This is a genomic window from Spirosoma humi, assembly GCF_054776575.1.
Genome location: NZ_BAAHBR010000015.1, coordinates 1243244 through 1265156, shown reverse-complemented (window position 1 = coordinate 1265156; position 21913 = coordinate 1243244). Strand labels below are relative to the sequence as shown.

Below are 21913 nucleotides of genomic sequence, written 5' to 3'. Positions count from 1 at the left end.
CGTTTTCTCAAAATTAGTGAAATTTGCTTTTTGTTGGGTGAAATAGGAAGTCCTGTCTCTTTAGAGAACCATAATCTTTATTCCAATGATCGTGTTTCTGTTTTCGCGAGAGGGTGCATCGGTCAGCAACAGAAGGTGATGTATATAGTCAGTAAGTAATCAAGCAGATCTTATCACTAAACTACTACACTAGCTGAAGAAATCATCGATAAGCTTACCCGAATCATCAATCATCCATTTGTATTCAGTAAACTATTTCGTCTCGCGGGGGAGCGTTTGCTGAGATAAATTAAAAGAACCAGTTTTGTACTTTTCTTAGTGAAGTTGAATAAGTAATTTTATGTTAAGAGAATATTCCTAGATCATACGCCCTATACATGCCCTGAAAACAGGCTAGATTGTAACTTGGAAAGGGCAGCAAAAGACTGGTATTATGTTAATGGAATTTCTGTAGATTGAGGTCCTTAAATAGCCTACTATAAAGTGCTAACTCAAAATATGGACAGGGCCGAAAGTAAGATCGAAGAATGGCTTCTAGATGCAATTGTCAAAACAGACTTAGAGGGTATTGCCCTAGACAGGCACATTGATCAGTTCGGGATCTATCAACCTACCAACAAGACGGAACTCTTCGAGAAAGCTTGCTCAGTCATCAACTTAGTAGCATCTATCTTAACCCAAGAGGATACCAGAAATCTGGGTATTTATCTACATATTGACTTAATCAGTGATAGTACTATGTTGAGCGGGGCACCTAGAAGTATTGATGAGTTACTCGACTTGGTTGAAGAACATTCAATACCTGAGATCGTGATCTATAAGCCAGTTGAATCGGCTGATGTTCCACTTAATGAGTTTTATCGAACGACCTTACCTTTCAAACTACTGAATCTTCATTCTCAGCTGATAGCTATTTACAAAGAGTATAGGAGCGGGTTCTCAATCAGTGAAGAATACCAAAGAGAACTTAATATTATATTTAGGGTCAGTAGCCTAGCTTGACATAAAGGCAGTGACTGTTGCAAAAGTCTGAAACGGGTGTAATGGCCTTAAATAAGTTGTTAATTTCACCCCATTTACAGAGCAAAACCTGCTTACCTTATAGGGATTTTTGTAGTCCTATTGACTTTTGCAACAACCACCTGGATTATATTAATGAATTTCTTTAAGAGTATATTGGGATATACTTAAGTCGAGTGAATAGGAATAATACAGTTTTGACCTACTGCTTTCAGTGTTAAAGCTTCTTTATTTTTTTCTACCTGTGGTCAAAGGGTCTATATTTCTCAAATGCTACAACTTCGTGTCCTGTTGATCTTGTACAGACAGATCTGCCCGTTGACGCTAGCTACATCTCTAATGATGTGGTTAATAGCGGGATACCCTACTCTTGGGTCGGACAAATTCGTGTCTTTTATTCCGAAATTCTTTTGGCTGCGTACCCTGACTCAGCTCCTGATCTGGTACCTTTTTCGACTAACTAACCGGAAAGGGTTTATCTTCTATCATCACTTTGGACTATCTGAGATCCAATTAGCTGGTGGCGTGTATATTATTGACCTCCTGATATTTAGTCTATGCATTTGTCTAGCAAGCCTCATTCTTCCATAACCAGACTGGAGGCCGATAGCATTTGGTTGGAATATGGTAACCATAAAATTTTACAGAACGTCTATTTGCGAGTCGATAAAGGCCAGATCGTCGGCTTGTTGGGCCGAAATGGTAGCGGGAAATCATCTTTGTTAGAGATCATTTATGGTAGCAAGTCTTCTCAAAACAGTTCCGTTCGCATCGATGGCATTTATGTCAGCAAGTTATATCAGCATCGAGGAGTACTGGCTTATCTACCCCAGAAACACTTTGTCCCTAGTCATTTGACAGTCCAACAAGCTTTAGGTCTTTATCAATCCGATTTACCAGAGGCTAGCGTCTATTTCCCTGAGTTAAACGAGTTAAGCTCCTACCGTTTTAAGCAACTGTCCGGTGGCCAGCAACGCTTGGTAGAAACCGTTATGGTACTTACCAGTCCATCGCCATTAGTTATCCTGGACGAGCCGTTTTCAAACGTAACGCCTGTACACATTGAAACGCTAAAGACTTGGCTAGTATCTCTGAAAAGTAGAAAGGGGATTCTGATTACAGATCACTATTATCAGGATGTGCTGACGATTAGCGACAAAATCTATTTCTTAAACATGGGTGGTCGTACTATTCAGCTTGAGCATCCAGTCCAGCAGCTAAAAGACTTCGGATATATAAGCTAGTTTCGCTGTTTTATAAGTGGCGTGGCTGTTGCAAAAGTCGGCCTTGGGCCAAAACTCCCTTTTCAATCTCCTGTTTTCAAGGGTGAATTTCACCGAATTGGATGCATGAATTAGGCCAAATCAATTGCTTTTCGACTTTTGCAACAGCCACAGCACTTATATAACAAGATTTTCCTAAAGATATGGATGAGATAAGAGCAAGATCATTTAAGATCTCACTCGCTTATGTAGGAGTTGGAACTATAGCACTATTTGCAATGGGGAACAAAACTCTTAATCAACATGAGTTAATTTCTGGGATTATTTCAATTGTAAATATCGCCACCATGCCTGTATGTTTCTTGGGGTTTGGCATTTTATATGGAGGTGGTAGAGAAGCTTGGTTAACTGCTCTCGCAACTCAGCTAGTTGTATTTGTATTATTCTGGTATCTATTGAATAAATATTTGATAAGGAAATCAAGATGATTATAAGTTTATTCTCATAACATAACGATAGTGGCTGTTGCAAAAGTCGGAACAAGGTATGGAAGCCCTTTCGAACACCCAATTTTGGACGAAAGAAGTAGCCTGTAGGGGCCCCTTTGTTGGCCTTACTGGTGGCCTACATGACTTTTGCAACAGCCACAGGATTATATAACAGAAAAGTACTCGATGAACCAAACTTGGTTAGAGCCTTGGGGAGCTGTTTCCGAAAACCAAAAGGCAGCTCTTGAGAATCAGCTACAAGCAGAGATAAGCTTTCACCATACTCTGTTTGGCGAGCAACTTGAACCCATTGGAAGGAGCTTTGCAAGCGATGAGGTACTGTTTGTAAGAGAAGGAGGTGAGTTAGCAGTTGTCCACTTGACTTGGTCGAGACCAGGTAACGACGAATATCCATTAACTGAGTTTTTCAATACTTGGTCAGAGTTTGCCAGCAAAAAAATGGCCCTCGATAACTTGGGTTATTAACATCAAGCAGATCATACAACAGAAATGAGTGAGCAAGTTTCTCAACAAGTAGTGTGTAAACGTTATCAAGCTCCGTTTCTTGATAGTCCGTCTAATCTCAAAGTTGGTATATCTCAAAGCGTAAGAGACAAAACTAGACCTATTCATGGCTTACGACTTGAACCAGAGGTAGACACGACCGGATGGTACATTTGGTCAGGGGAATACTCAGAAGATGATAGCTTCTTTATCCCTTTACACGTGTCACACGTAGCAGATTGGGAACCTCAGTTACTGAAGTACTTAGGTTTGGCACCTGGTTGGCGTTTTCTGGTTAACCCGGAGGAGAATTACGAGGATGTTTGGTATGATCCCAACCTATTGTCTACAGCCAACAAATAGCTTTTACCTAACATAATGCCACTTATACAACAGAACGTATGCTACTGGTTTACTGTACACAGAAACCAGTAGCATACGCTTCTTCAAGTAATGCAGGAAAGCATTGTTCAATAAGGACCAGCTATTGAAACAGATACTTGAAGAAATCTTTGTCTCGCTTAGGAGGGAATCGTGAGATCAATGAATGTCATTAAGAAAAGCCTTTTTCTAGCAAATCATACAAACTTAATTCGCTGTTGGCTCACTGGCAGTCTTACTTATTTGGTCTTTTGCTTTGATCCATCATCCAGACGCAAAAACCGAACTGCATTGTTGTAAAATATGTCCCGTTTTTGGGCCGGGCTTAAAAATGGAGCCGACTCAATGGCCTTAATGCCCACTTCAATAGCCTGGGGCCAAACCATTTGATCGGAGCCAAACATCACCCGTTTGCCAAAACCAGCATCGATAATCCGTTTCAGATAGGCATGAAATTCTACTCGGGGTAGAATATAACAGATCACCCCCACATCCACATATGCCTGAGGATGGCTATAGAGTGTGGCTAACAGGTCATCCCCCAGCGGCCAGCCAGCATGAGCGATGGCTACCCGTAGCTTAGGGTGGCGCAGCATGGCTTCTTCCGCCGTAAAAGCGCTATGTAAACGGGCGCGATAAGCGGGGGCACCAAAATAAGCCACCCCTGGCGGGCCTGTGCCGATGTGGACACTAACGGGTATATCAAATTCCTCCGCCAGTTTCAGATAAGGCTCGACAATCGAATCCGACAGGGCAATACCCTGATATTGCAAACACAGCTCACCAAACACTTTGACCGCTCCGGTCTGAAAATAATGCCGCATGGAATCCAGGGTGAGGGTGGGATCACCGATGGTAAACAAGATACCCGGTATGATCCGGTCGGGGGCTTGTTGTTGCCAACGTCGTACATAGGCCATTGGACCGCTGGCGACCCCAACGATGTTATACTTTTTGAGGAGGTTGAGGGTTTGGTTGCGTAAGGCGTCGTCGGAAGGAGCTGACGTTAAGCAGGTAGCACACATGGTGGTGGATTTAAGCAACTGGTTCATATAGCCCATGCCCCCGCCCTGTTTAGGGTCTTGGGCCGACCAATCACGATAAGGAGCGCCAATAGTCACGGGTGGTGGTCCCTGATCGGTAAAGGGGATAGCATGCAGATGCATATCGATGATAGGTAAGCGTTTAGCGGCAGATTGTGCCCACAAGGGCCACCCGCTAACGATCAGTAAGGCCCCTACGGCGATGAGCCTCACGCACGAATAGGTAGAGAAGGAGTTAGTCAAGGGATGAAGATGAGGTCAAGTCAACAAGATAAGGGCAAAAGCAATCCGTTTCATCTCTCTTTATTGATCGGTAAGCCAAGTGATTGTGCTTGACTGGTTAAGACGACTACACTGGAGACTTATGTGCCTAATTGCGGGAGGTATTGGGGTAAATCCTCATTTTGTTTGTGCGAGTCATAAAGTCTATAACCGCTCACGCGGGAGCCTTTTATGGAACGATTATTATTCGAAACTCTCAGTTCCAGTTAGTAACCTACAGATTATTATCCCTGTACCCACTTCTTAGGGTATATTTTGGAATATTATACTGCCTGCTGGTTGGATAAAATGGAAATGAAGGCGATCTGAAGCATAGCCTCCCAACTTTCTATGCTTTTCTCCACATCCCGAAACAACCGACGACGAAAATTGAGCCAACTAAAACTTCGCTCGACAGACCAGCGATTCTTTGCTGGCACAAAACCTCGGCCACTTTCAGGCTTTTGTGCTATTTCCACTTGCCAGCCATGCTGGCCTTATACAGGCTCGACAAGACTCACTTTATAGCCGTGATCGGCTGCAATCACTTTCAAGCCAGGAGCTTTGCCCCGCAACCGGTCTATTACCAACTTGCCTGCTTCGTTGTCAGAAGTGGAGGCTGAAGTCACAGCCAACGCCCAAGGCAAACCCAGGCGATCCACGGCAATGTTTCGTTTGCGGCCATTGACCTTCCTATTGACATCCAAGCCCGTTTCTTGGTCAATAAACTGCATAGTGCGAACACTCTGACTATCAATGGCTACCAGACTGGGCGTTTCCTCTCGTTGCTGTCGCTTCCGTTCGCTCACCATCAGACTGTCCAACAGTTGCACCCAAACACCCTGCCGTTTGAATTGGTGGAAATAACAATGAACAGTCTGCCAAGGTGGTGATCCTTTAAGCCGGTTCAACTCCCGCCATTGTAGGCCCGTATAGTTCACCCATAGAATGGCATTGACGATGGTACGGAGCGAATGCCAGCGTTGACGCTGGTCATCTACAATTTTCGCTATAACTTGCCATTGAGAGTCTGTCTTATCTTGGTAGCCTGAGAACTTCCAAGATAAGACAGACTCTCGTTTTTATTCTATCCAAAACATACTCTCAGGAGAATTTGAAGTTTTCCTAGCTTACTCACTATCTCTTGAAAATATTAACCATGGGCCCGTCGTTCGAGGAGAACCACATCTACGCCCGCTAATTTTAACTCATTGGCTACCATGAGTCCGCTTGGACCGGCTCCTACCACGGCGACGGTGTAAGATATAATGGGTTGCTGATTGCTGTGCATGATTAATTAATGATTTGACAGGACAAAGGTGGCGGTCGTCTTTCCGATAAAATACCGATATTAGGTCAAAAAATAGTCCAAAACGGTACAGATATGCCTCCGGAATCGGTAGATAGTCAGTCCTTAGCCCAGTTGATAACAGCACCTAAGCAACAGTCAATACCCGACGAAGCCCAGCTAATCCCCGCGCATATCGGGGTGGGGTATATCAAACGCATTAGCTTGGGATCATCGATTGAGCTGATGATCCAGCAATACGAAGTCGTGGCGGACGTAACGCTCGAGCGACTGGCAGCCGCCGATCAGCAGGACCGCATCGTTTTTAGCTTTCGCAATATCTTCAGCCAACCGCCCGATCGTACCGATTCCCCAGCGACAACCCAGCGTAATGCCCTGCCTTCGGTACAAATCAGCTCGGGCAATCTGGAATTGGATTTCTTTTTCCCGCCAAAACCAGGATCAACAATCTACTGCTTTCGGTAGAGGTAGGCGTGTTGAGAGGTTGGCTTAACCATCAAGCCGATCATCTGCTGATTCAAACCATTCTGTCGGCCACAGAGCCCTACTTGTACGATGAGGTAGCCTCCCCGGCTATTCAACAGCTGGCCGATGGGATTCTTAGCGCAACCCCACCGGCAATGGTGCATGATTTTTATCTGCAAATTAAGGTAGAGGAACTGGTCTACCTGTTATTGGTGGAATTGCTCAAACGGCAAGACGTTGGCCATTATCCAGTCAATGCAGGTGATGTCAGGCAGCTGTATGGGATTCGGGATCAGCTGTTAGTGGATTTAAGTAAGCCACCTGGCTCGCTTAGCGGGCATGAGTGAAAGCAAAATGAAACGCTTATTCAAGCAAATTTTTGGGGTCAGTATCTATCAGTATTTCCAGACTCACCGGCTTAACCAAGCGGCCTACCTAATCAAGGAGCAAGGCTTATCCATCGCCCAGACGGGATACCAGCTTGGCTTCTCCAATCTGAGTCACTTTAGTCGAATTTTTGAGAAGCATATTGGAAGCAAACCCAAGAAATTTTCAGTTTCTAGCCAATCATAGCTATCTCTTTTAACGCCCATTTCTTGGAGCAGATGCATGATAAATTCTTGCGTCTACTTCAGTATCATTAAATGGTCAAGTAGTCTAAGACAACCCATAAACTTTTTTTTGACTATACGGGTTGTAGTTACGTAAAATGTCAGTAATGTTGCTGACAAATTGTTACTCATGAAAGCAACTACCGAGAAAGCTCCTAAAGCCAGGTCAGATGCCAAGAAGAGCCCGACAAACCAACTTATCTTTGAGCCAGCCAATATCATGTTGCGCATCTTACCCGAAAGAACCGGTCCCTTCGAGCTTATCGCTCAGTCCCGCTCCGGGGTGGCCCATGCCGAAGTGCGACAGCTGGCTTCTTTGTTGGAGCTGACGATTCGGGAGTTAGCCATATTACTATCAATGAATGAGCGGACGATGGCCCGTCGCTTAGTGAGCGGCTCCTTAAATAAGGTGGAATCAGAACGGCTCTTACTGCTCAAAGCCCTGGCGGCCCATGGCCTGCGCGTGTTTGAAGATCAAGGCAAGTTTAATCGCTGGTTACGCCGGCCTTTGGAGATTCTGGAAAGTCAATCTCCTCTACAACTGCTAGACACAGCTACTGGCTTCCAGGTAGTGGATCAGATCTTAGGCCGCATTGAGTACGGCGTTTACAGTTAAGCAATGCCTTTAGTCTACCGTATTCAAAAAAAGCAGTTCATTGAGTCAGTACTTACGGGGGAGGGGGCTCGATTAAACGGTGGTCGCTGGAATCCACCGGGTACTTCCTTAGTCTACACGTCAATGACCCCGGAGCTGGCCTTACTGGAAACGCTGGTGCACTTAGATGGTACGCCGGTGCGCGATCTACCGCCGTTTGTCCGGGTAAGCATCGAGCTACCGGATGCCATTGAAGAGATTCACTTATCTGAACTGCCCGCCGGTTGGGATGCGCTCAAGTATCCCGAAAGTCTACCGCAGTTTCTACTACCCAAGTTAGTTTCTAGCCATCCCGCCTTGGCCTTTGCCATTCCTTCGGTGATTGTCAAAAATACACCTTCGCGCAACATCCTGATCAATCCTTTGCACCCGCTAATGAGTCAGGTGAAGGTAGTGGAAGTAGTAACTCATGAGTTCGATGAACGATTACAGAAGCAGGCTAAGATGCCAGCTGCTGCTACCTCTCGGGTTAAGAAGAGCTGAAAACGGTATACATAAGTATACTATCCCGTCCCGGTCCCCATGTGGTGGAGCGGCTCATATCGTTCAAGAATACAAGGGTAATTTGAGACTAGGCTAGTCAGTGGTTATTTCTTCTGCTTATCGTTCATTTTTGCCAAATGGCAAATGGCCTCTTTTTGTTTAATGAGACCTTTGTCAGGTTGTTTAATCGAAAATATTAACAAAATGGCAAAGACAGTTTTAGTAACAGGGGCCTCATCAGGCATTGGTAAAGCAACGGCTATTTACCTGGCCCAAAATGGATATAACGTGTATGGTGCGGCACGCCGGGTAGATAAGTTGCAAGCTTTACAGAGCTATGGGGTTCATGCCATTGAAATGGATGTCACCGATGATGAAAGTATCTTAAAGGGGATGAATAAAATAGTCAGCCAAGCGGGCCGCATCGACATATTAGTTAATTCAGCGGGTCTTGGTTCCTACGGTGCACTTGAAGATGTACCGATGGCAGAAGCCAGAAATCAAGTAGAGATTAATCTGTTCGGGGTAGCCAGACTCATTCAGCTAGTATTACCCAGTATGCGTAAAAACGGATATGGTAAAATCGTCAATATTTCCTCCGTGGGCGGAAAGGTAGGCCTGCCGATGGGCAGTTGGTACCATGCCAGTAAATTTGCCATTGAGGGCTTGAGTGATGCCCTGCGTAATGAAGTAAAACCCTTTGGTATCGACGTCATCGTCATTGAACCGGGCGGCACAAAATCGGAAATGATCGAAATCGGTGGCCAGGATCTGATGCGCGTTTCAGGCCATACGGTTTACAATAAACTGGCCGCAGCCCTGAAGAAAACGTATGAAACCATGGAAAAGACTGCCGTGGAGCCGGTGGAGATTGCCAAACTTATTCAAAAGAGCATCGAGCAAAAAAAGCCTAAGGCACGGTATGTGGGTGGGGCAATGGCCAAGCCCATGATGATGTTAAAATGGCTCTTATCTGATCAGTTGTTTGATAAAATGTTGATGACCCAATTGAGCTAACTGGATGATGGAGTCACTGATCAACTATCTGTTACAGTTCGGAAATCTCAACCCAATGCAGGTCGAACTCATCAAAAGCAAAGCCACGGTAAAAGCTATAAAAAAAGAGGCCTTTTACCAGGAAGCCGGTCAAACCCCCCGCGAGGTTATTTTTCTGACTGAAGGAGTCATGCGCATCTGTTATTATAACAATCATGGCACTGAGATAACCAAATACTTTCTGGATGAGGATCATTTTATCGCCGATGTGATCAGTTTTAATGCCGGTGTGCCATCGAGTGAATACATACAGGCTGTTACGGACTGCACCTATGTGGCTCTCTCGAAGCGTTCCCTGGAGGAGTTATCGATGACGATCGTTGGCTGGGAGACGATTATCGCCAAAATAACGGCTAAGGGGTACGCCGACAAGGTGAATCGGATCAGCGCCATGATGGCTGATGATGCAACAGGACGTTATCTTAAGTTCCTCTCCGAGTTTCCCAACCTGGCGAATCGAATTCCGTTATCTTATCTGGCCTCTTATTTGGGCATTACCCAGTCGTCGCTGAGCCGAATAAGAAGGAATATCCAATAGCAATCTATTGATGTTTTTTAATTGAGCATTTAGTGAGATCTCATGGTCGAGTCCAAAATTTTGGTAGATTGGCTACTATACAAGCACATTTATAGTAGACCTAGTTTATACAAATCGTCATGAAAACATCAGTCGGGTTGCTATGTCTGATTGGTACGTTGATGGCATGCCACCAAATGACTGAGCAGACTGGGACGGTTAGATTCTTGCCACTCCAACTCATCGAAGGTTACGGGCCTTTTCATCCTGGCTTTTCGCCAATCGATAACTCCGGCAAAGATGCACCACTATGGGCTGAAACATACAGTGAGGTTAAAGGAATACCAACTCGGTGGAGTAATACCCAGGTTTGTCATATCTGGTTGAATACCCATCAATTTATCTATCAACAAGTCTTAGCGGGGCATATCAGCCAGCTCGATTACCGAGGATTACAAAAGGGTTGGAACTGGTCACCGGATACAACCAAGCTATCTAAAGCACCAATTAAGTGCTATCTATATCCACGAACTAAACAGAATTTTAAATAAATGAGTAAGGACAGCAGATAGTTGGTTAGGGATAGCCGTTGCCATTAATTAAATTAAATCGTATTTTAAAGTGCGCCAAAGGCCTCTTCGTCTTATGGAAGAGCCTTTCTTGAGAAAAAGTAGCTCACGATTCTTTTACCATTTCGATAGTGTTCAGGAAAGTGTGTCAAGTTAGTAAATCATAACTTGACACACTTTCCTGAACACTATCCATTTGTTGCTATGCTCTTTAAGGCAATCAGACCTCAAAACAGAACCCTAAAGAAGTACATTCAATACATACTTTTCAACCAAGGCTTTGATGCCAACGGTTATACCTCATTTACGTCTTATCCAAACCGTAATATTTGTTTAGGCATCATTCAGGGACAGTTAACGGTCCAACCCAACGGCAACAAGATTCTTCATCAACGTCAACTGATTAGTTCTTACATTTCAGGACTTCACACTATTCCTAATACGCATTACGTAGCGGGTTGTCTGGATGAAATTTGCATTGATTTTACGGTAGCAGGATATTATCGTTTCTTTTCACTTCCTGCTAAACAGTTCGTGCTTGACGGGGATATACTCTCGGAGGCATTTGGGCCAAGTGCAATTCCATTCTTTGAAACCGTTTTTGGACAAAATGACCTACTTGTTCGCTGTCAACTCATTGAACAATTTCTTCTTAAGGCCATCAACGAAAAACCGCTTCATTTGGCTGAACAGGTTATTGACTGTATTGATTATTACCAGTTTACCCGGCTGTCTCAGCTTAGTCGTTATTTCAACTGTTCCGAAAAAAAACTGTATCGTACTCTTCTCACCTATTATGATATAGGGCCTAAAGAGTACTTACGACTCTTACAATTTCGCGAGTGCCTTATGAATGCTCATCCGCGGCTAAGTCTGGATGAAGTGGCTTTTCAGAACAACTATTTTGATACGAGCCACCTGGTACGCGCTTTTGGGCAATTTACCCAGCAGCGGCCTACCACGCTTAGACAGCAGTTGATTAGTGTCGATGGACAAGTGCTTATTACTAGCTCGGACTAGGGCTCGCCTGCTTTGGGCGATCAACCTGTGTCCGATTTGTACAGTAAGCCAAGCAAAATGAGCCTTATTTTTACGTTTGGTTGTAGCTAGACTTACCATCCCAATGGCCACTGCCAATCCACCTGTTTGCCATACTCTTTATGAAGACACCCTTATTGGTTCTGTGTTGGCTTTTCGTTATCAACTCCTCATCAACTGGCCAGTCGCTAACGGCCACGGCATCGAGTGCAAAAATCACCATCCAGCTCGATTTTGAGAGTGCCAAAGCAATTACTCACTTGATGAGTCAAACCGCAGTTGCCTCAACGCAATTAGAGCAGGTGGCTAAGCTATATGGTAACCAACAATTGATTGCTAAAGTAGGCTACAACAATAAAACTAATAACGAAGTAGTCTTTAAACAGACGCTGCGCGAGGTCATTGAAACGGGTGCCATAAAAGGAGACGATCCATTCAACTGGCAAGTGGTCAAAACAAATTTAGCTTCAACGATTAAATTGATTGATCAGGTAGAAGCTAAAGGTTCTTTTCAAGATGAGGTGAAGGCGTTGATCCTTCCTTATTGTCCTCCTAATAATCCAGTGACGGCTCGGGCTTGTTTTCTAGTAGGGGGCGGATCACTGGGCTTCACAATTGGGGACGATCCCACCTTTAACGTAGCGCTGCAAAAGGTGGGTGATGACTATGAAGGCTTAGTGTACCTAGTGGCTCATGAACTCTATCACACTGTTCAGCAGGTAGGTCAGCGGTCTAGAAAGAAAGAGAAGTTGATCGGCCAATTACCCAAGCCCGTAGAAACCGCCTATATGCTTCTGGAGAATTTATGGCTGGAAGGCACGGCCACTCTGGTTGCCGATTTTTCTAAAATCAAGGGGGCTAAACCTTTAGCGGCTGCCCAACAGCGTGAATACCAACAGAACCGCCAGCGTTCCCGGCAAAATTTTGTATTATTTGAAAGCTTACTTTATTCGGCTTACTATGATTCGACCGCTAGTCCGAATCAGTTATACAACATCGCTTTTACCACTGCTTTTGACCAAACGGGCTACCATATGGGGTACCGTATGGCTAAAGAAATTGAAGAGCACCGGGGCAAAGCCGTGCTAGCTGCTTTGGTCAACCAAAGCCCACTTGAGTTCTGCCGCACGTACATCCGGCTCTATCAGGAGTTACCCAGTAAGATCAATATCAAATTGAGTCCAGCTACGGAGTCAATTATCACAAAGCTACAACCGTGGGCAAATAAATTGTGATGCACTTTCTATGCTGAGTTCCTTCATTATGACTCTTTAAACGCCCCTTTTAAGAAGCAGATGCATCAGTAATTCGTTGTCTCTGGCGGGAGCCTTTCTAAGAACGATTACTTGTCTCAAGGAAGAGCATTTGTTGAAACTGGCTTTCTACCTGCTAAATTGGGTTAATGACCGATGGACATGGGAGCACTACGGCCCGCCAAAAAAATCGTTCGCATAAACAATCTCCCCCTTGACGCCAGCTAACCCGTTTTCCACAAAAGCAATGATCATTTTGTTTTCGTCGGCTACCTGAATCGGTAGCTCAATGGGATATCCACTGAGTCGTTCGTAGCCAAACTTAGGATAGTAGTTGGCATGACCCAACACCACACAGAACGGGTAGCCCAAGTCATGAGCAATGCTATGGCTGGCCTTAATCAATTCACTACCGATGCCTTGCTGCTGAAAGGCAGGGGGTATCGATAGAGGAGCCAACGCCAGTCCTGGAAAGCGTTGATGCCCGTCTTGAATGTGAAGTTTAGTGAACATAATATGGCCTACCAGTTCGTCGGTATCCGCCTGAGCCACCAAGGAAAGTTGCGCAATAAACGCACTGGATTTTCGCAGTCGCTCGACCATCAAGTGTTCTTTTTTGTCACTGTAAGCCACCGAGCGATAGGCCTCCTGGATCAGGCTTGAGACCGCTGGGTAGTCGGCTGGCGTTTCTTGTCGAATACGGATATTCATGGAGGTGGGGCTAATGACAGTTGAACGGGTCTGACAAATGATTAAGGTTAATCATTCACTTATCGGAGCCTTTGATGAGAAATTTGTTTTCGATAGCTGACTATACATTTTTACCCGTCTCATCTAGTCAGACGCCTTTCAAGAGATGAACTGGGTGTAAAACAGCAATAAGAGACACTTTGACGGCAGTTACTCTAGGGTAACGAGCTGCTTTCAGGCAGTACGCTTTGAATCAGCATAACGATGCCCACGATGAAAGCCCCCGCACCTAAGATGGTCAACAGAATGGCCAGGACCATTCGATAGGTTGGTTTATAGACTCTGATCTCAAGGGCGTAAGTTCGCTCCTGGCCAGAGTCCGGCATTTCGAGCTGGTAATCTCCGGGCCCAGCCCAGAAGGTGAACAACTGGAAACGGGTTTCCCCCACACTACTGACCATCACATTGGAATAGGCTTTGTGAATCAACAGCCGTTTACCAGTTGGCGCTGAGGCAATGATGGGCGGGGGCATCTTCAGGGGAGTCTGTCCATAGGTTTTACGGCTTTGCCAGATAGCGTACTTGCCAGCTTTAGTTACCACAAAAGGGCTGATCGACTGAATCCCGGGCAGCTTGCCGATCAGGGAGCTACCGGCCCACTTCAGCAGCTGGCGAATCCCCTGTCGGAGCCACAGGCTACCGATCAGGATCAGCAGGATAGCGATAAACCATAAGGGGAGATGCATATAGTTTTTTCAAATATGAGCGTTTTGATGAGAAATAAATCGCCTTAGCCCCTATCTTAAAAAAGTCTTTTTTGCGATAATATATGCAATTTGATCAGAAAGAATCTTCAAAGGAGAACAAAAGTGCGCAGAGTTGAAGGCAAGATTACTTCTTCTGCCCAAACTGCTTACGGTACGCTATTGGTGTCATTCTGAATTCTTTTCTGAATAAGCGAATAAAAGCGCTCTCGTTCTCAAAGCCACATTGGGGAACGATGTTGGCCACGGTGGAATCTGATTTTTTTAATAATAAAGATGCTTTCTTTAGTCGTAATCGCGTGAGGTATTGCAGGGGTGTCAATTCATAGGCACTGTGGAATAGGCGGATGAAATGATAGGGGGAGAGGTGGGCTAAATTAGCCAGTTGAGCGATGGTGATTTTTTCTTGTGGATATTTGGTCATGTAGGCCAAGGCGAGTTTCAGTTTTTTATGCAGGTCTTTTTGGGTGGCCTCCTGCGTGGCCGGTATTTGGTTGCCCGTTTGGTACTGAGATAACTCAAACCAAGGCTTCTTTGGCCGCGTGGAAGGATAGCCGTTTTTTTCGCGGAAGGCTTTGCGCTCGGGGGTGAAGTCCCACCAATTGAGTTTACTAGTTGGGTGATTGGCAAAATGTACTACCAGCCGAAACTGATCTTCCACACAGGGATCTGTCCATACCCCTTTTTCCAACTCGTATTGATCAGTGAGCTTTGCGGGGTCCTTTCCTTTCAGCTCGTGTAGGGAATAATAGCCCATCCAGATCAGGTCATGCGCGAAGCGTATGCCGACTGAGGGAAGACTTTGAAACTCAGATAACGCAAACAGCTCCATCGCCCTGATTTTTGAGGTAACAAGCAACGTCTGCAGTACCTCTATGTTGTGCAGGTGCATTTCACTCTTTTTGATTTTCAGCGCGCGCAGCTTTTTCACTTCTGCGGGTGTTACTTTCAGTGGATTGAGTTCCTCTTTAGTCATGTTCGGCAAAAGTTAGCAGGAAATTATTGTTGTCGCAGAGCGAAAATTCAGTAGCCCCGTAAAACGTTTTCTCCAGACCGGTGAGCACGGTTACGCGTTCGTTGATATAGGCATAATACTGACGGATGTTATCCACAGTGATGTACAACAAAAGCGCCCCTCCGTCGGCACGACTCACCATCGGGTGCTTGCCTTCAATGCTGGCAAAGCTCTGAAACATGAACGTGACACTTCCGTTGGTCATCATGGCAAATACCTTTTCGCCTTCGGCAGCAGTCACTTCATCCGTTATAGTAAAGCCAAGTTTGGTGTAAAAGGTGATGGTTGCTTGTAAGTCATTGACGAAGATGTTTGGCGAGATGGATTTCATAAATTGAACGCATTGATAGTTTGTTTAAAAATAGGGTAAAGGTGAAAGCGGAAATGTGCGGAAATTGCTAAAGTGGATTAGGAGACAAGCGAATTATGAGACGAGGATTGAGGATTTTAATCACTGTCCAACTTTATGCGTAGCATACGATCAAGTCACTACTATTTCGGGCAGTCAGGATTTAAGGTTGAATCAGCACTTACAAAACGACCCAAACTCTTAAATAAAAAGATTGAATTCTGCTGGATGGTTCATTTACCTACTGCCAGGTAAGGTACTCTTTACAATGTGACTAACAATAAATTCGGCATCTTCCTTTATCCCCAATATAATGGCCGATTGCCGTTTCCTTAACCAAGGCAAACCGATAAAATAAAGTCCATCGACTGGGCTAATCCCATTTCGATGCTTGGGTAACTGATCGTCATTGAGTACCGACAGGGGCAGGTAGCTGAAGTCACCCCCAAACCCGGTCGTCCAAATGATGGAGGTGATTGTCTCTTTTACCAGATTCAGTTGCGTCAAATCAGACGCGCAGGCGGCTTCTTCGTCCGGCCTATCATCCAGATCAATGTCGGCAAGCGGAGCCAACACCTGATGGGTTTGAATATACTCGTCAATGAGCTGTTTAACATGCTGGGAAAATTCGTCAGCGTACCTGACGTTCGAGGAGGCACTGGGCTGAAAAAAAATAGTATCGGCTTCGGCCCTGTCCGCCCGACCCAGTATAATGGCTCCACTTCGGGCCAGGGACTGTAAACTCGAGGTTTTTCCCCGATCACCGGCTCCTGACACCTGTGGGTTTTTGACCTTTAACAAGGACGGGTCAGTGACCTCCTCAGTAGGCGTGTTATAAAACCCAAGCTCAACCAGCCAGTCAAAAATATCTTTGCCCCGGTAGCGTCTTGGTATCCGGCCAACCCGGGCTGTCGAGAGAAAAACGTGTCGCCCCGAAGCCATCAAATCCTGGGTTATCTGAGTTCCGGATTGGCCACTCCCGACCACCAACACATTTCCAACTGGGAGTTGATGGGGATTTTTGTATTCACTGGCGTGTAGTTGCAGCACCGACTTGGTCAGGTGATTGGCTAAGTCAGGGACCCGAATCCTATTTTGACCACCTGAAGCGATAACGAGCCGTCGGCTGAGATAGGCTGTCTCTTTACCCTGCTCCGAGACGATAACCCGAAAAATAGCTTGTTCCTGGTCAGTACGTACGGCCACTACCGGACAGTATTCTTTGACGGGCAGCTGTTCTTGGCAGGCATAGATTTCCAGCGCCAGCGCAAATTCAGTTGCTCCGGTAAAGGCATCGGGGTCTTCAAAATAGGGGGTCTGTTGGGGCAGCAGATTTAATTTGTTAGCCGAGTTCATCCTAAAGGAAACCCAGCGTTGGGAACGCCAGGTTTCCCCGATTCGTCCCTGCTCAAAGACCAGATGGGGAACACCTTGTTTGGTTAGATAATAGCTAACGCAAATGCCAGCATGCCCTGCGCCAACCACAATGACATCCAGTAGGGGCTTAACCATAGGCCAATCGAGTCATCGTAAAAAAAGTTGTTTACTAAACAGTTGTCCCAGAGTTGCAGGTAGCTAAGATCATTCTTTCTTTTGGATTAAAAAAAATGATCGGCCAACTAAACGCCCCCATTTAAAAGCCGCTACATGCTTGCTCCTTCATCTCAAGCAAGAGCCTTTACTAAGATGGTGCGCATTCCTCAGATGTATAGTAGGTCTGCACAAAGGGGTGGCAATCCGCTTAAAAAATCTTTTAAGTAAAGCTCTCTTACCGGCAATTCAGTTGTGAAAACCCCAATCCCTGTACCCCTCGCCGATTCCCAACTCAGTAAAGAAACGGAATCAGACGCCAAGTATGCTGACAATAGACAGAGTAGCCTGGAAGTGCTTGCAATAAGAACTCTTCTTCCCGGCTTATTTTTACCGCATAGGTTCCACACAAGATCAGTAAGCCCATCAAGCTTGACAGGCTGGGTTGATACAGGGTCGTCCCGAACGCGGCCGAGAGGAAACCCGTATACATCGGATTGCGAACGTAACGATAGGGACCACTAGTCACTAAAGTCTGGTTTTCAACTTGCTGAATGGCCCCACTCCAGTTATCAGCCAGCGCCTGGCGGGCCCAGCCCCCCAACAGCATGCCCATCAGCATCAACCCCATGCCTAGTAAGTGAACCCAGTGGGGCAAACCGGAAACCGGTTTAGTGAACGCCATGGGTAGTGGATTGAGCAGCAGGATGAAGGACAGCGCGACAAGGCCCACATGGATTGGCCGATACCAACTCGTCTTAGTTTGCTGCTGCACCTGGACTCGACGGCGTGTTGTATACCCCCATATGGCCCAGCCAATCCAAAAAAAGCCCCATGAACTTAGAGCAAAGTAAGTAGTGAACATAGTGACAGAGTCATTGTGTACAACTTAGGTAACTGAGGTAGCTGTCAATTTGTGTTGTAAGCCAACTCCATTAATTCCGTCCGGTGGAGTGATGCGTGATGCGGTAGGCTATACTAAAAAGCCCAAATTATAGATACGACCTCGTCTCAGGGAGGAGCCTTTCTTGAGAATAAATAATTCAGGGGTCCTTGTCAATTGAAAATGACAAGCCTGCCCCTTTGATCAGACTTCCAGTACCAACGGCAATCGTTTAATCCGCGAATCGTCCATCTATACCCGTGATCTGTTAAACAGGTCCCGTTTCTTCGTCAGCGACCTTTGTACCAAATTTAATAAAAGGCACTGAATAGTATGGAAACAGAGCAAACCAAGAGCGTTGAAGATACCCAAGTGGTTATCATTGGGGGCTGGGTATCCGGGTTGACCTTGGCGACTTTCCTGCATCAAGCGGGCATCGCTTGCGTGGTCTTGGAACGGCGCGACCGGGCATACGTCCAGGTGCGCCAACGCGCCGGTGTCGTTGAAACGCGCGGCATTCAGATGTTCGAGCGATGGGGGCTGGCTGACTCGCTCTTGGGCGGTCCCCTCGCCCAGACCATTGACTATCGGATCAACGGGGTCAGCCGCGTTTTCGAGATCCTGGGCGACGACGGCAGCGAAAGCCGATTTTGCACCCAGCAGATGTTGGTCAACAATCTGCTGCGCGAACTCATCGACGTTCGGGCCGGGGATGTCCGCTTCGAGGTATCGGAGGTTACCATCACTAACGAGGATGGCTTCTTTCCAAGGGTCACCTATTCGGATGCCAGCGGTTCTCACCAACTCGCTTGCCAGTATATCGTCGGTTGTGATGCGGATCGGGGCGTTAGCCGCTCATCGATTCCCCCTGGCATCCTGACCAAGTACAGCTATGAGTACGGCTATGCCTGGCTAGCGGCCCTGGTCGAGGCTCCTGTTACCGGGCATCCGATTATGGGCGTCAGCGACCAGGGCTTTGTCGCTCAGTTGCCCCGTGGTCCCCACCGCAGCCGCTACTATTTGCAATGCGCCCTCAGTGATGGGCCTGAGGACTGGCCCGATGAGCGAATCTGGGATGAGATTCGGCTCCGGATGAAGGATGACACTCTCCAAAACGTGATCGTCCATGATAAAGATTTCATTCCCCTCCGGTCAGTGGTCTATGCACCGATGCAGTATCGTAACCTGTTCTTGGTCGGTGATGCGGCTCACCTGGTCCCCCCCACCGGGGCGAAGGGCATGAATATGGCGCTCTACGATGTCGATGTATTGGCCCAGGCGCTGGTAAGGGCGGTACAGGATGGTGATAGGACAGGCCTGGAGACGTATTCCGACACAGTTCTGACTCACGTCTGGACCTACCAGGAGTTCAGTGCCTGGATGACCGACACGATGCATGACGCGGGGGATGCTACTCAACACGGGGCGGTTCGCCAGCAGCTAGCCCGCGCCCGCCTGGACGCCTTGTTCCGCTCACCGACAGCCGCTCGCTTGCACAGCGACTTTCTTCGAGGCCTAGTCTAAGATTCATTCGGAGGAATACCCTAAAAATGGAAGTAAAATTAGCCTAAGATAATTGTCTAAGAACGATCCATCGTTGGCTGATTTGGCCGTTGTGCCTTATTTTCAGGGCAAATTTCGATGCCTGGGTCGTTTACTAAACCATCCTAGAGACCATACCTATACCAGACAGCAGCATCCTTGCCTTTTCTTCAGGACCCTAGCGGTCATGACGGCGACGCTCAGAGGACTGACTGGCCCAGGGTGACGATGGCCTGGTGAGTAAACGTCAACGATCTGGGTAGCTTGATAAATTATATGAATAGTGATCAACGCATACCGGTTCACCGGATGGACGATTGGGTGGCGGGGGTATACCTCAAAGCGGCCGGTGGGGGACAGGCGACTTCAGCCTACGAACGCGTAAAGCCTCACCGCCATGACTTCTATTATTGTGTGCTGATCGATAAAGGCGAGCTAGAGCTGGAAGTTGACTTTCAGCCTATCAAGCTGACGGATCAAACGCTTTTTCTGTCCTATCCCGGCCAGATTCATCAGGTCAACTGGGCTCGTGTGGAGCGAGGCTGGTTTTTGGCGTTTGATCCGGCCCTGCTGGATGAGGGACTACGAAGCCTGCTGGACCAACGACTGTCCGAGGTTATTTTTCTGCCCTTATCGCCCGGTCAATCCACCCACTTTTTCTCATTTATCGGTCATGTCCATACGGTTTATGGCGATCCGGCTCAATTGTTTCGCCAACCCGTTATTCAGTCGCTGGTGATTGCCTTTGTGTATCAGCTAGTGTCGGCTTATTTATCGATGGAGCAATCCCAGTTGATTCGCCACTCCAGCCGGAGCATCGAAATTACGAAGGCCTTCAAGCAACTGTTGCGTCGGAATTTCAAGTCCATGAAACGGCCCGCCCACTTTGCCGCTCACCTGCATATGAGCGTTAGCCACTTGACTGACACCGTCCGATCCGTGACTGGTTTCCCGATCACCTACTTTATTCAGCAGGAACTGATGCGGGAAGCTCAGCGGTTACTTTACTACTCTGATCTGAGCGTCAAAGAAATAGCGGAGGTGCTGGGTTTTGAAGATGCTCAGTATTTTAACCGCTTATTTCACAAGGTGGTTGGTGTTGCTCCGGGCGCATTCCGGAAACAAAGTGAGCTATCTATTCACGCATAGACCCGTCCGATAAGCGATTTGTCACTTGAACTGGTCGTCTCAAATTTCGCCCGTTTTAAGCGATGGGTACAGTAATTGTTATGGCAAAGTCAATCTGTTTGAGCTGCAGTCTCAAATTGCCGTCTCATTAATCAACCGCTTATTCTCACAATTGAGATGAGTTTGTGCGACAGGAACGAGGGACTGTAACCCCTCAATCAATAGCGGCTAAACGCCGTACCTAGCGTCAACAAACGCGGCTTTTCAGGTAAGCGATTTTTTTACTACACTTACCGCATGTAAACCGGCCCTTCGTCGATCCCATGCCAAACCCATCCATGTATCCACCCCTGCCTCAACTTCTGGATGGCTATCGAAGTACGTTCGCCGATGGCAACATCTATGAACTTAACGAGTTGGTTCGACTTACTTACCACGCGACGGCCCTCGAAGGAGCAAGCTTGACCTTCGCTCAAACTTGCCAATTAATACAAAACGACCAACCGGTTTCTGACTATTGGTTGCCTGACCAGTTGCGTATCCTTGACCATTATCAGGCACTCGAGCAGATCCTGACCATGGCCAGCCAGCGCCAACCTATCAACCGGATCGCCCTGCAAGAAATTGCCGCTACACTCATGCGTCAGACGGGAGAATCGGTCTACTCCTTATTGAGCCAGTTCGATACGCGTCGAGGAGACTTACGAATCGATAGTGTGCTGATCGGCAAGCGCCCCTTACTAGCCGCCCACAAATTACCTGCCGCTCTTGACGAGTTGCTCAAGGGCATCAATACCCACATCAGCCAGCTGAAAACGCCCCGACAGATGTATGATTTCGCGTTTGAGGTTCATTTTCAGTTATTGACTCTCCATCCTTTTGGGGCAGGTAACGGCCCTATGGCCCGGCTGCTGATGAACTACGTTGAGCGCTACCATAACCTGCCGCTGAGTCTGGTTTATGTTGATCAGCGGGTAGCCTACCTGAGTTCTCTGGAAGCCAGTTGGCAGCAGAAAACGACGGTAGCAATTGTGCAGTTTATGCATAGTCAGTTGGTAAGGCTGTTGGAAGAAGGCAGTATGCAGCCGCCTTTTGAACCGTAAATGTTTGGTTGATTAAACTGTGTAGGTGAGGAG

At 46.7% G+C, this 21913-nt stretch carries 26 protein-coding genes and 1 pseudogene; 18 read left to right on the top strand and 9 right to left on the bottom strand.

Annotated elements, in window-relative coordinates; genetic code table 11:
- Nucleotides 1-498 precede the first annotated feature (498 nt).
- The 5 genes from ACYU8Y_RS21565 (at nt 499) to ACYU8Y_RS21545 (ending at nt 3598) form a co-directional block, all read left to right on the top strand.
- Nucleotides 499-1002 (top strand): hypothetical protein, encoded by a 504-nt coding sequence (locus ACYU8Y_RS21565; protein WP_460940174.1) that lies wholly within the window; start codon nt 499-501, stop codon nt 1000-1002.
- Nucleotides 1003-1577: 575 nt separating this feature from the next.
- Entirely contained in the window at nt 1578-2264 is a 687-nt protein-coding gene (locus ACYU8Y_RS21560) for an ATP-binding cassette domain-containing protein (RefSeq protein ID WP_460940173.1), read from the top strand.
- Between the two features lie 182 nt (nt 2265-2446).
- Entirely contained in the window at nt 2447-2731 is a 285-nt protein-coding gene (locus ACYU8Y_RS21555; protein WP_460940172.1) for a hypothetical protein, read from the top strand.
- A 147-nt stretch (nt 2732-2878) separates the two neighbouring features.
- The gene (locus ACYU8Y_RS21550; protein WP_460940170.1) at nt 2879-3217 is read left to right on the top strand and encodes a hypothetical protein; all 339 of its coding nucleotides are present in this window, start codon (nt 2879-2881) and stop codon (nt 3215-3217) included.
- Between the two features lie 24 nt (nt 3218-3241).
- Nucleotides 3242-3598: an immunity protein Imm33 domain-containing protein gene (locus ACYU8Y_RS21545; protein ID WP_460940169.1), complete on the top strand. Its 357-nt coding sequence runs from the start codon at nt 3242-3244 to the stop codon at nt 3596-3598.
- A gap of 257 nt (nt 3599-3855) precedes the next feature.
- On the opposite strand, the gene ACYU8Y_RS21540 is transcribed toward ACYU8Y_RS21545, so the two are convergent.
- The 3 genes and pseudogenes from ACYU8Y_RS21540 to ACYU8Y_RS21530 form a co-directional block, all read right to left on the bottom strand.
- Nucleotides 3856-4902, bottom strand: coding sequence for an amidohydrolase family protein (locus ACYU8Y_RS21540; RefSeq protein ID WP_460940167.1), 1047 nt, complete (start codon nt 4900-4902; stop codon nt 3856-3858).
- Between the two features lie 515 nt (nt 4903-5417).
- Nucleotides 5418-5942 (bottom strand): annotated as a pseudogene (locus ACYU8Y_RS21535) (transposase); the annotation flags it as partial.
- A 131-nt stretch (nt 5943-6073) separates the two neighbouring features.
- Nucleotides 6074-6211: an FAD-dependent monooxygenase gene (locus ACYU8Y_RS21530; RefSeq protein ID WP_460940166.1), complete on the bottom strand. Its 138-nt coding sequence runs from the start codon at nt 6209-6211 to the stop codon at nt 6074-6076.
- A gap of 93 nt (nt 6212-6304) precedes the next feature.
- On the opposite strand from ACYU8Y_RS21530, the gene ACYU8Y_RS21525 reads away from it, so the two are divergent.
- From ACYU8Y_RS21525 to ACYU8Y_RS21480, 10 genes are all read left to right on the top strand, one after another.
- Nucleotides 6305-6694, top strand: coding sequence for a hypothetical protein (locus ACYU8Y_RS21525; protein ID WP_460940165.1), 390 nt, complete (start codon nt 6305-6307; stop codon nt 6692-6694).
- Between the two features lie 11 nt (nt 6695-6705).
- Entirely contained in the window at nt 6706-7041 is a 336-nt protein-coding gene (locus ACYU8Y_RS21520) for a hypothetical protein (protein WP_460940164.1), read from the top strand.
- The gene (locus ACYU8Y_RS21515; RefSeq protein ID WP_460940163.1) at nt 7034-7267 is read left to right on the top strand and encodes a helix-turn-helix domain-containing protein; all 234 of its coding nucleotides are present in this window, start codon (nt 7034-7036) and stop codon (nt 7265-7267) included. The genes ACYU8Y_RS21520 and ACYU8Y_RS21515 overlap by 8 nt, the downstream gene beginning before the upstream one ends.
- A gap of 168 nt (nt 7268-7435) precedes the next feature.
- Nucleotides 7436-7921, top strand: coding sequence for a type II RES/Xre toxin-antitoxin system antitoxin (parS, locus tag ACYU8Y_RS21510; protein WP_460940162.1), 486 nt, complete (start codon nt 7436-7438; stop codon nt 7919-7921).
- A 3-nt stretch (nt 7922-7924) separates the two neighbouring features.
- Nucleotides 7925-8443 (top strand): RES family NAD+ phosphorylase, encoded by a 519-nt coding sequence (locus ACYU8Y_RS21505; RefSeq protein ID WP_460940161.1) that lies wholly within the window; start codon nt 7925-7927, stop codon nt 8441-8443.
- A 204-nt stretch (nt 8444-8647) separates the two neighbouring features.
- Nucleotides 8648-9460, top strand: a complete 813-nt coding sequence (locus ACYU8Y_RS21500) for an oxidoreductase (protein WP_460940160.1) — start codon at nt 8648-8650, stop codon at nt 9458-9460.
- 4 nt (nt 9461-9464) lie between these two features.
- Nucleotides 9465-10037: a Crp/Fnr family transcriptional regulator gene (locus ACYU8Y_RS21495; RefSeq protein WP_460940159.1), complete on the top strand. Its 573-nt coding sequence runs from the start codon at nt 9465-9467 to the stop codon at nt 10035-10037.
- A 119-nt stretch (nt 10038-10156) separates the two neighbouring features.
- Nucleotides 10157-10567, top strand: a complete 411-nt coding sequence (locus ACYU8Y_RS21490) for a hypothetical protein (RefSeq protein ID WP_460940158.1) — start codon at nt 10157-10159, stop codon at nt 10565-10567.
- A 222-nt stretch (nt 10568-10789) separates the two neighbouring features.
- Nucleotides 10790-11605: an AraC family transcriptional regulator gene (locus ACYU8Y_RS21485; protein ID WP_460940157.1), complete on the top strand. Its 816-nt coding sequence runs from the start codon at nt 10790-10792 to the stop codon at nt 11603-11605.
- Between the two features lie 140 nt (nt 11606-11745).
- On the top strand, nt 11746-12858 hold the full coding sequence (locus ACYU8Y_RS21480) for a DUF5700 domain-containing putative Zn-dependent protease (protein WP_460940156.1): 1113 nt from the start codon (nt 11746-11748) through the stop codon (nt 12856-12858).
- A gap of 189 nt (nt 12859-13047) precedes the next feature.
- Here the strand turns inward: ACYU8Y_RS21480 and ACYU8Y_RS21475 are convergent, their stop codons facing one another.
- The 6 genes from ACYU8Y_RS21475 to ACYU8Y_RS21450 form a co-directional block, all read right to left on the bottom strand.
- Nucleotides 13048-13587, bottom strand: a complete 540-nt coding sequence (locus ACYU8Y_RS21475) for a GNAT family N-acetyltransferase (protein ID WP_460940155.1) — start codon at nt 13585-13587, stop codon at nt 13048-13050.
- Between the two features lie 194 nt (nt 13588-13781).
- The gene (locus tag ACYU8Y_RS21470; RefSeq protein ID WP_460940154.1) at nt 13782-14312 is read right to left on the bottom strand and encodes a hypothetical protein; all 531 of its coding nucleotides are present in this window, start codon (nt 14310-14312) and stop codon (nt 13782-13784) included.
- Nucleotides 14313-14457: 145 nt separating this feature from the next.
- Nucleotides 14458-15306, bottom strand: coding sequence for a helix-hairpin-helix domain-containing protein (locus tag ACYU8Y_RS21465; RefSeq protein WP_460940153.1), 849 nt, complete (start codon nt 15304-15306; stop codon nt 14458-14460).
- On the bottom strand, nt 15299-15676 hold the full coding sequence (locus ACYU8Y_RS21460) for a VOC family protein (RefSeq protein ID WP_460940152.1): 378 nt from the start codon (nt 15674-15676) through the stop codon (nt 15299-15301). The genes ACYU8Y_RS21465 and ACYU8Y_RS21460 overlap by 8 nt, the downstream gene beginning before the upstream one ends.
- A gap of 255 nt (nt 15677-15931) precedes the next feature.
- A complete protein-coding gene (locus ACYU8Y_RS21455; RefSeq protein ID WP_460940151.1) occupies nt 15932-17206 on the bottom strand; it encodes a flavin-containing monooxygenase in 1275 nt (424 codons plus the stop codon).
- Between the two features lie 313 nt (nt 17207-17519).
- Nucleotides 17520-18089, bottom strand: a complete 570-nt coding sequence (locus ACYU8Y_RS21450; RefSeq protein WP_460940150.1) for a methyltransferase family protein — start codon at nt 18087-18089, stop codon at nt 17520-17522.
- A 351-nt stretch (nt 18090-18440) separates the two neighbouring features.
- On the opposite strand from ACYU8Y_RS21450, the gene ACYU8Y_RS21445 reads away from it, so the two are divergent.
- The 3 genes from ACYU8Y_RS21445 (at nt 18441) to ACYU8Y_RS21435 (ending at nt 21880) form a co-directional block, all read left to right on the top strand.
- Entirely contained in the window at nt 18441-19631 is a 1191-nt protein-coding gene (locus ACYU8Y_RS21445) for a 4-hydroxybenzoate 3-monooxygenase (protein ID WP_460940149.1), read from the top strand.
- A 294-nt stretch (nt 19632-19925) separates the two neighbouring features.
- Entirely contained in the window at nt 19926-20798 is an 873-nt protein-coding gene (locus ACYU8Y_RS21440) for an AraC family transcriptional regulator (RefSeq protein ID WP_460940148.1), read from the top strand.
- Nucleotides 20799-21100: 302 nt separating this feature from the next.
- Nucleotides 21101-21880, top strand: a complete 780-nt coding sequence (locus tag ACYU8Y_RS21435; RefSeq protein WP_460940147.1) for a Fic family protein — start codon at nt 21101-21103, stop codon at nt 21878-21880.
- Nucleotides 21881-21913 lie beyond the last annotated feature (33 nt).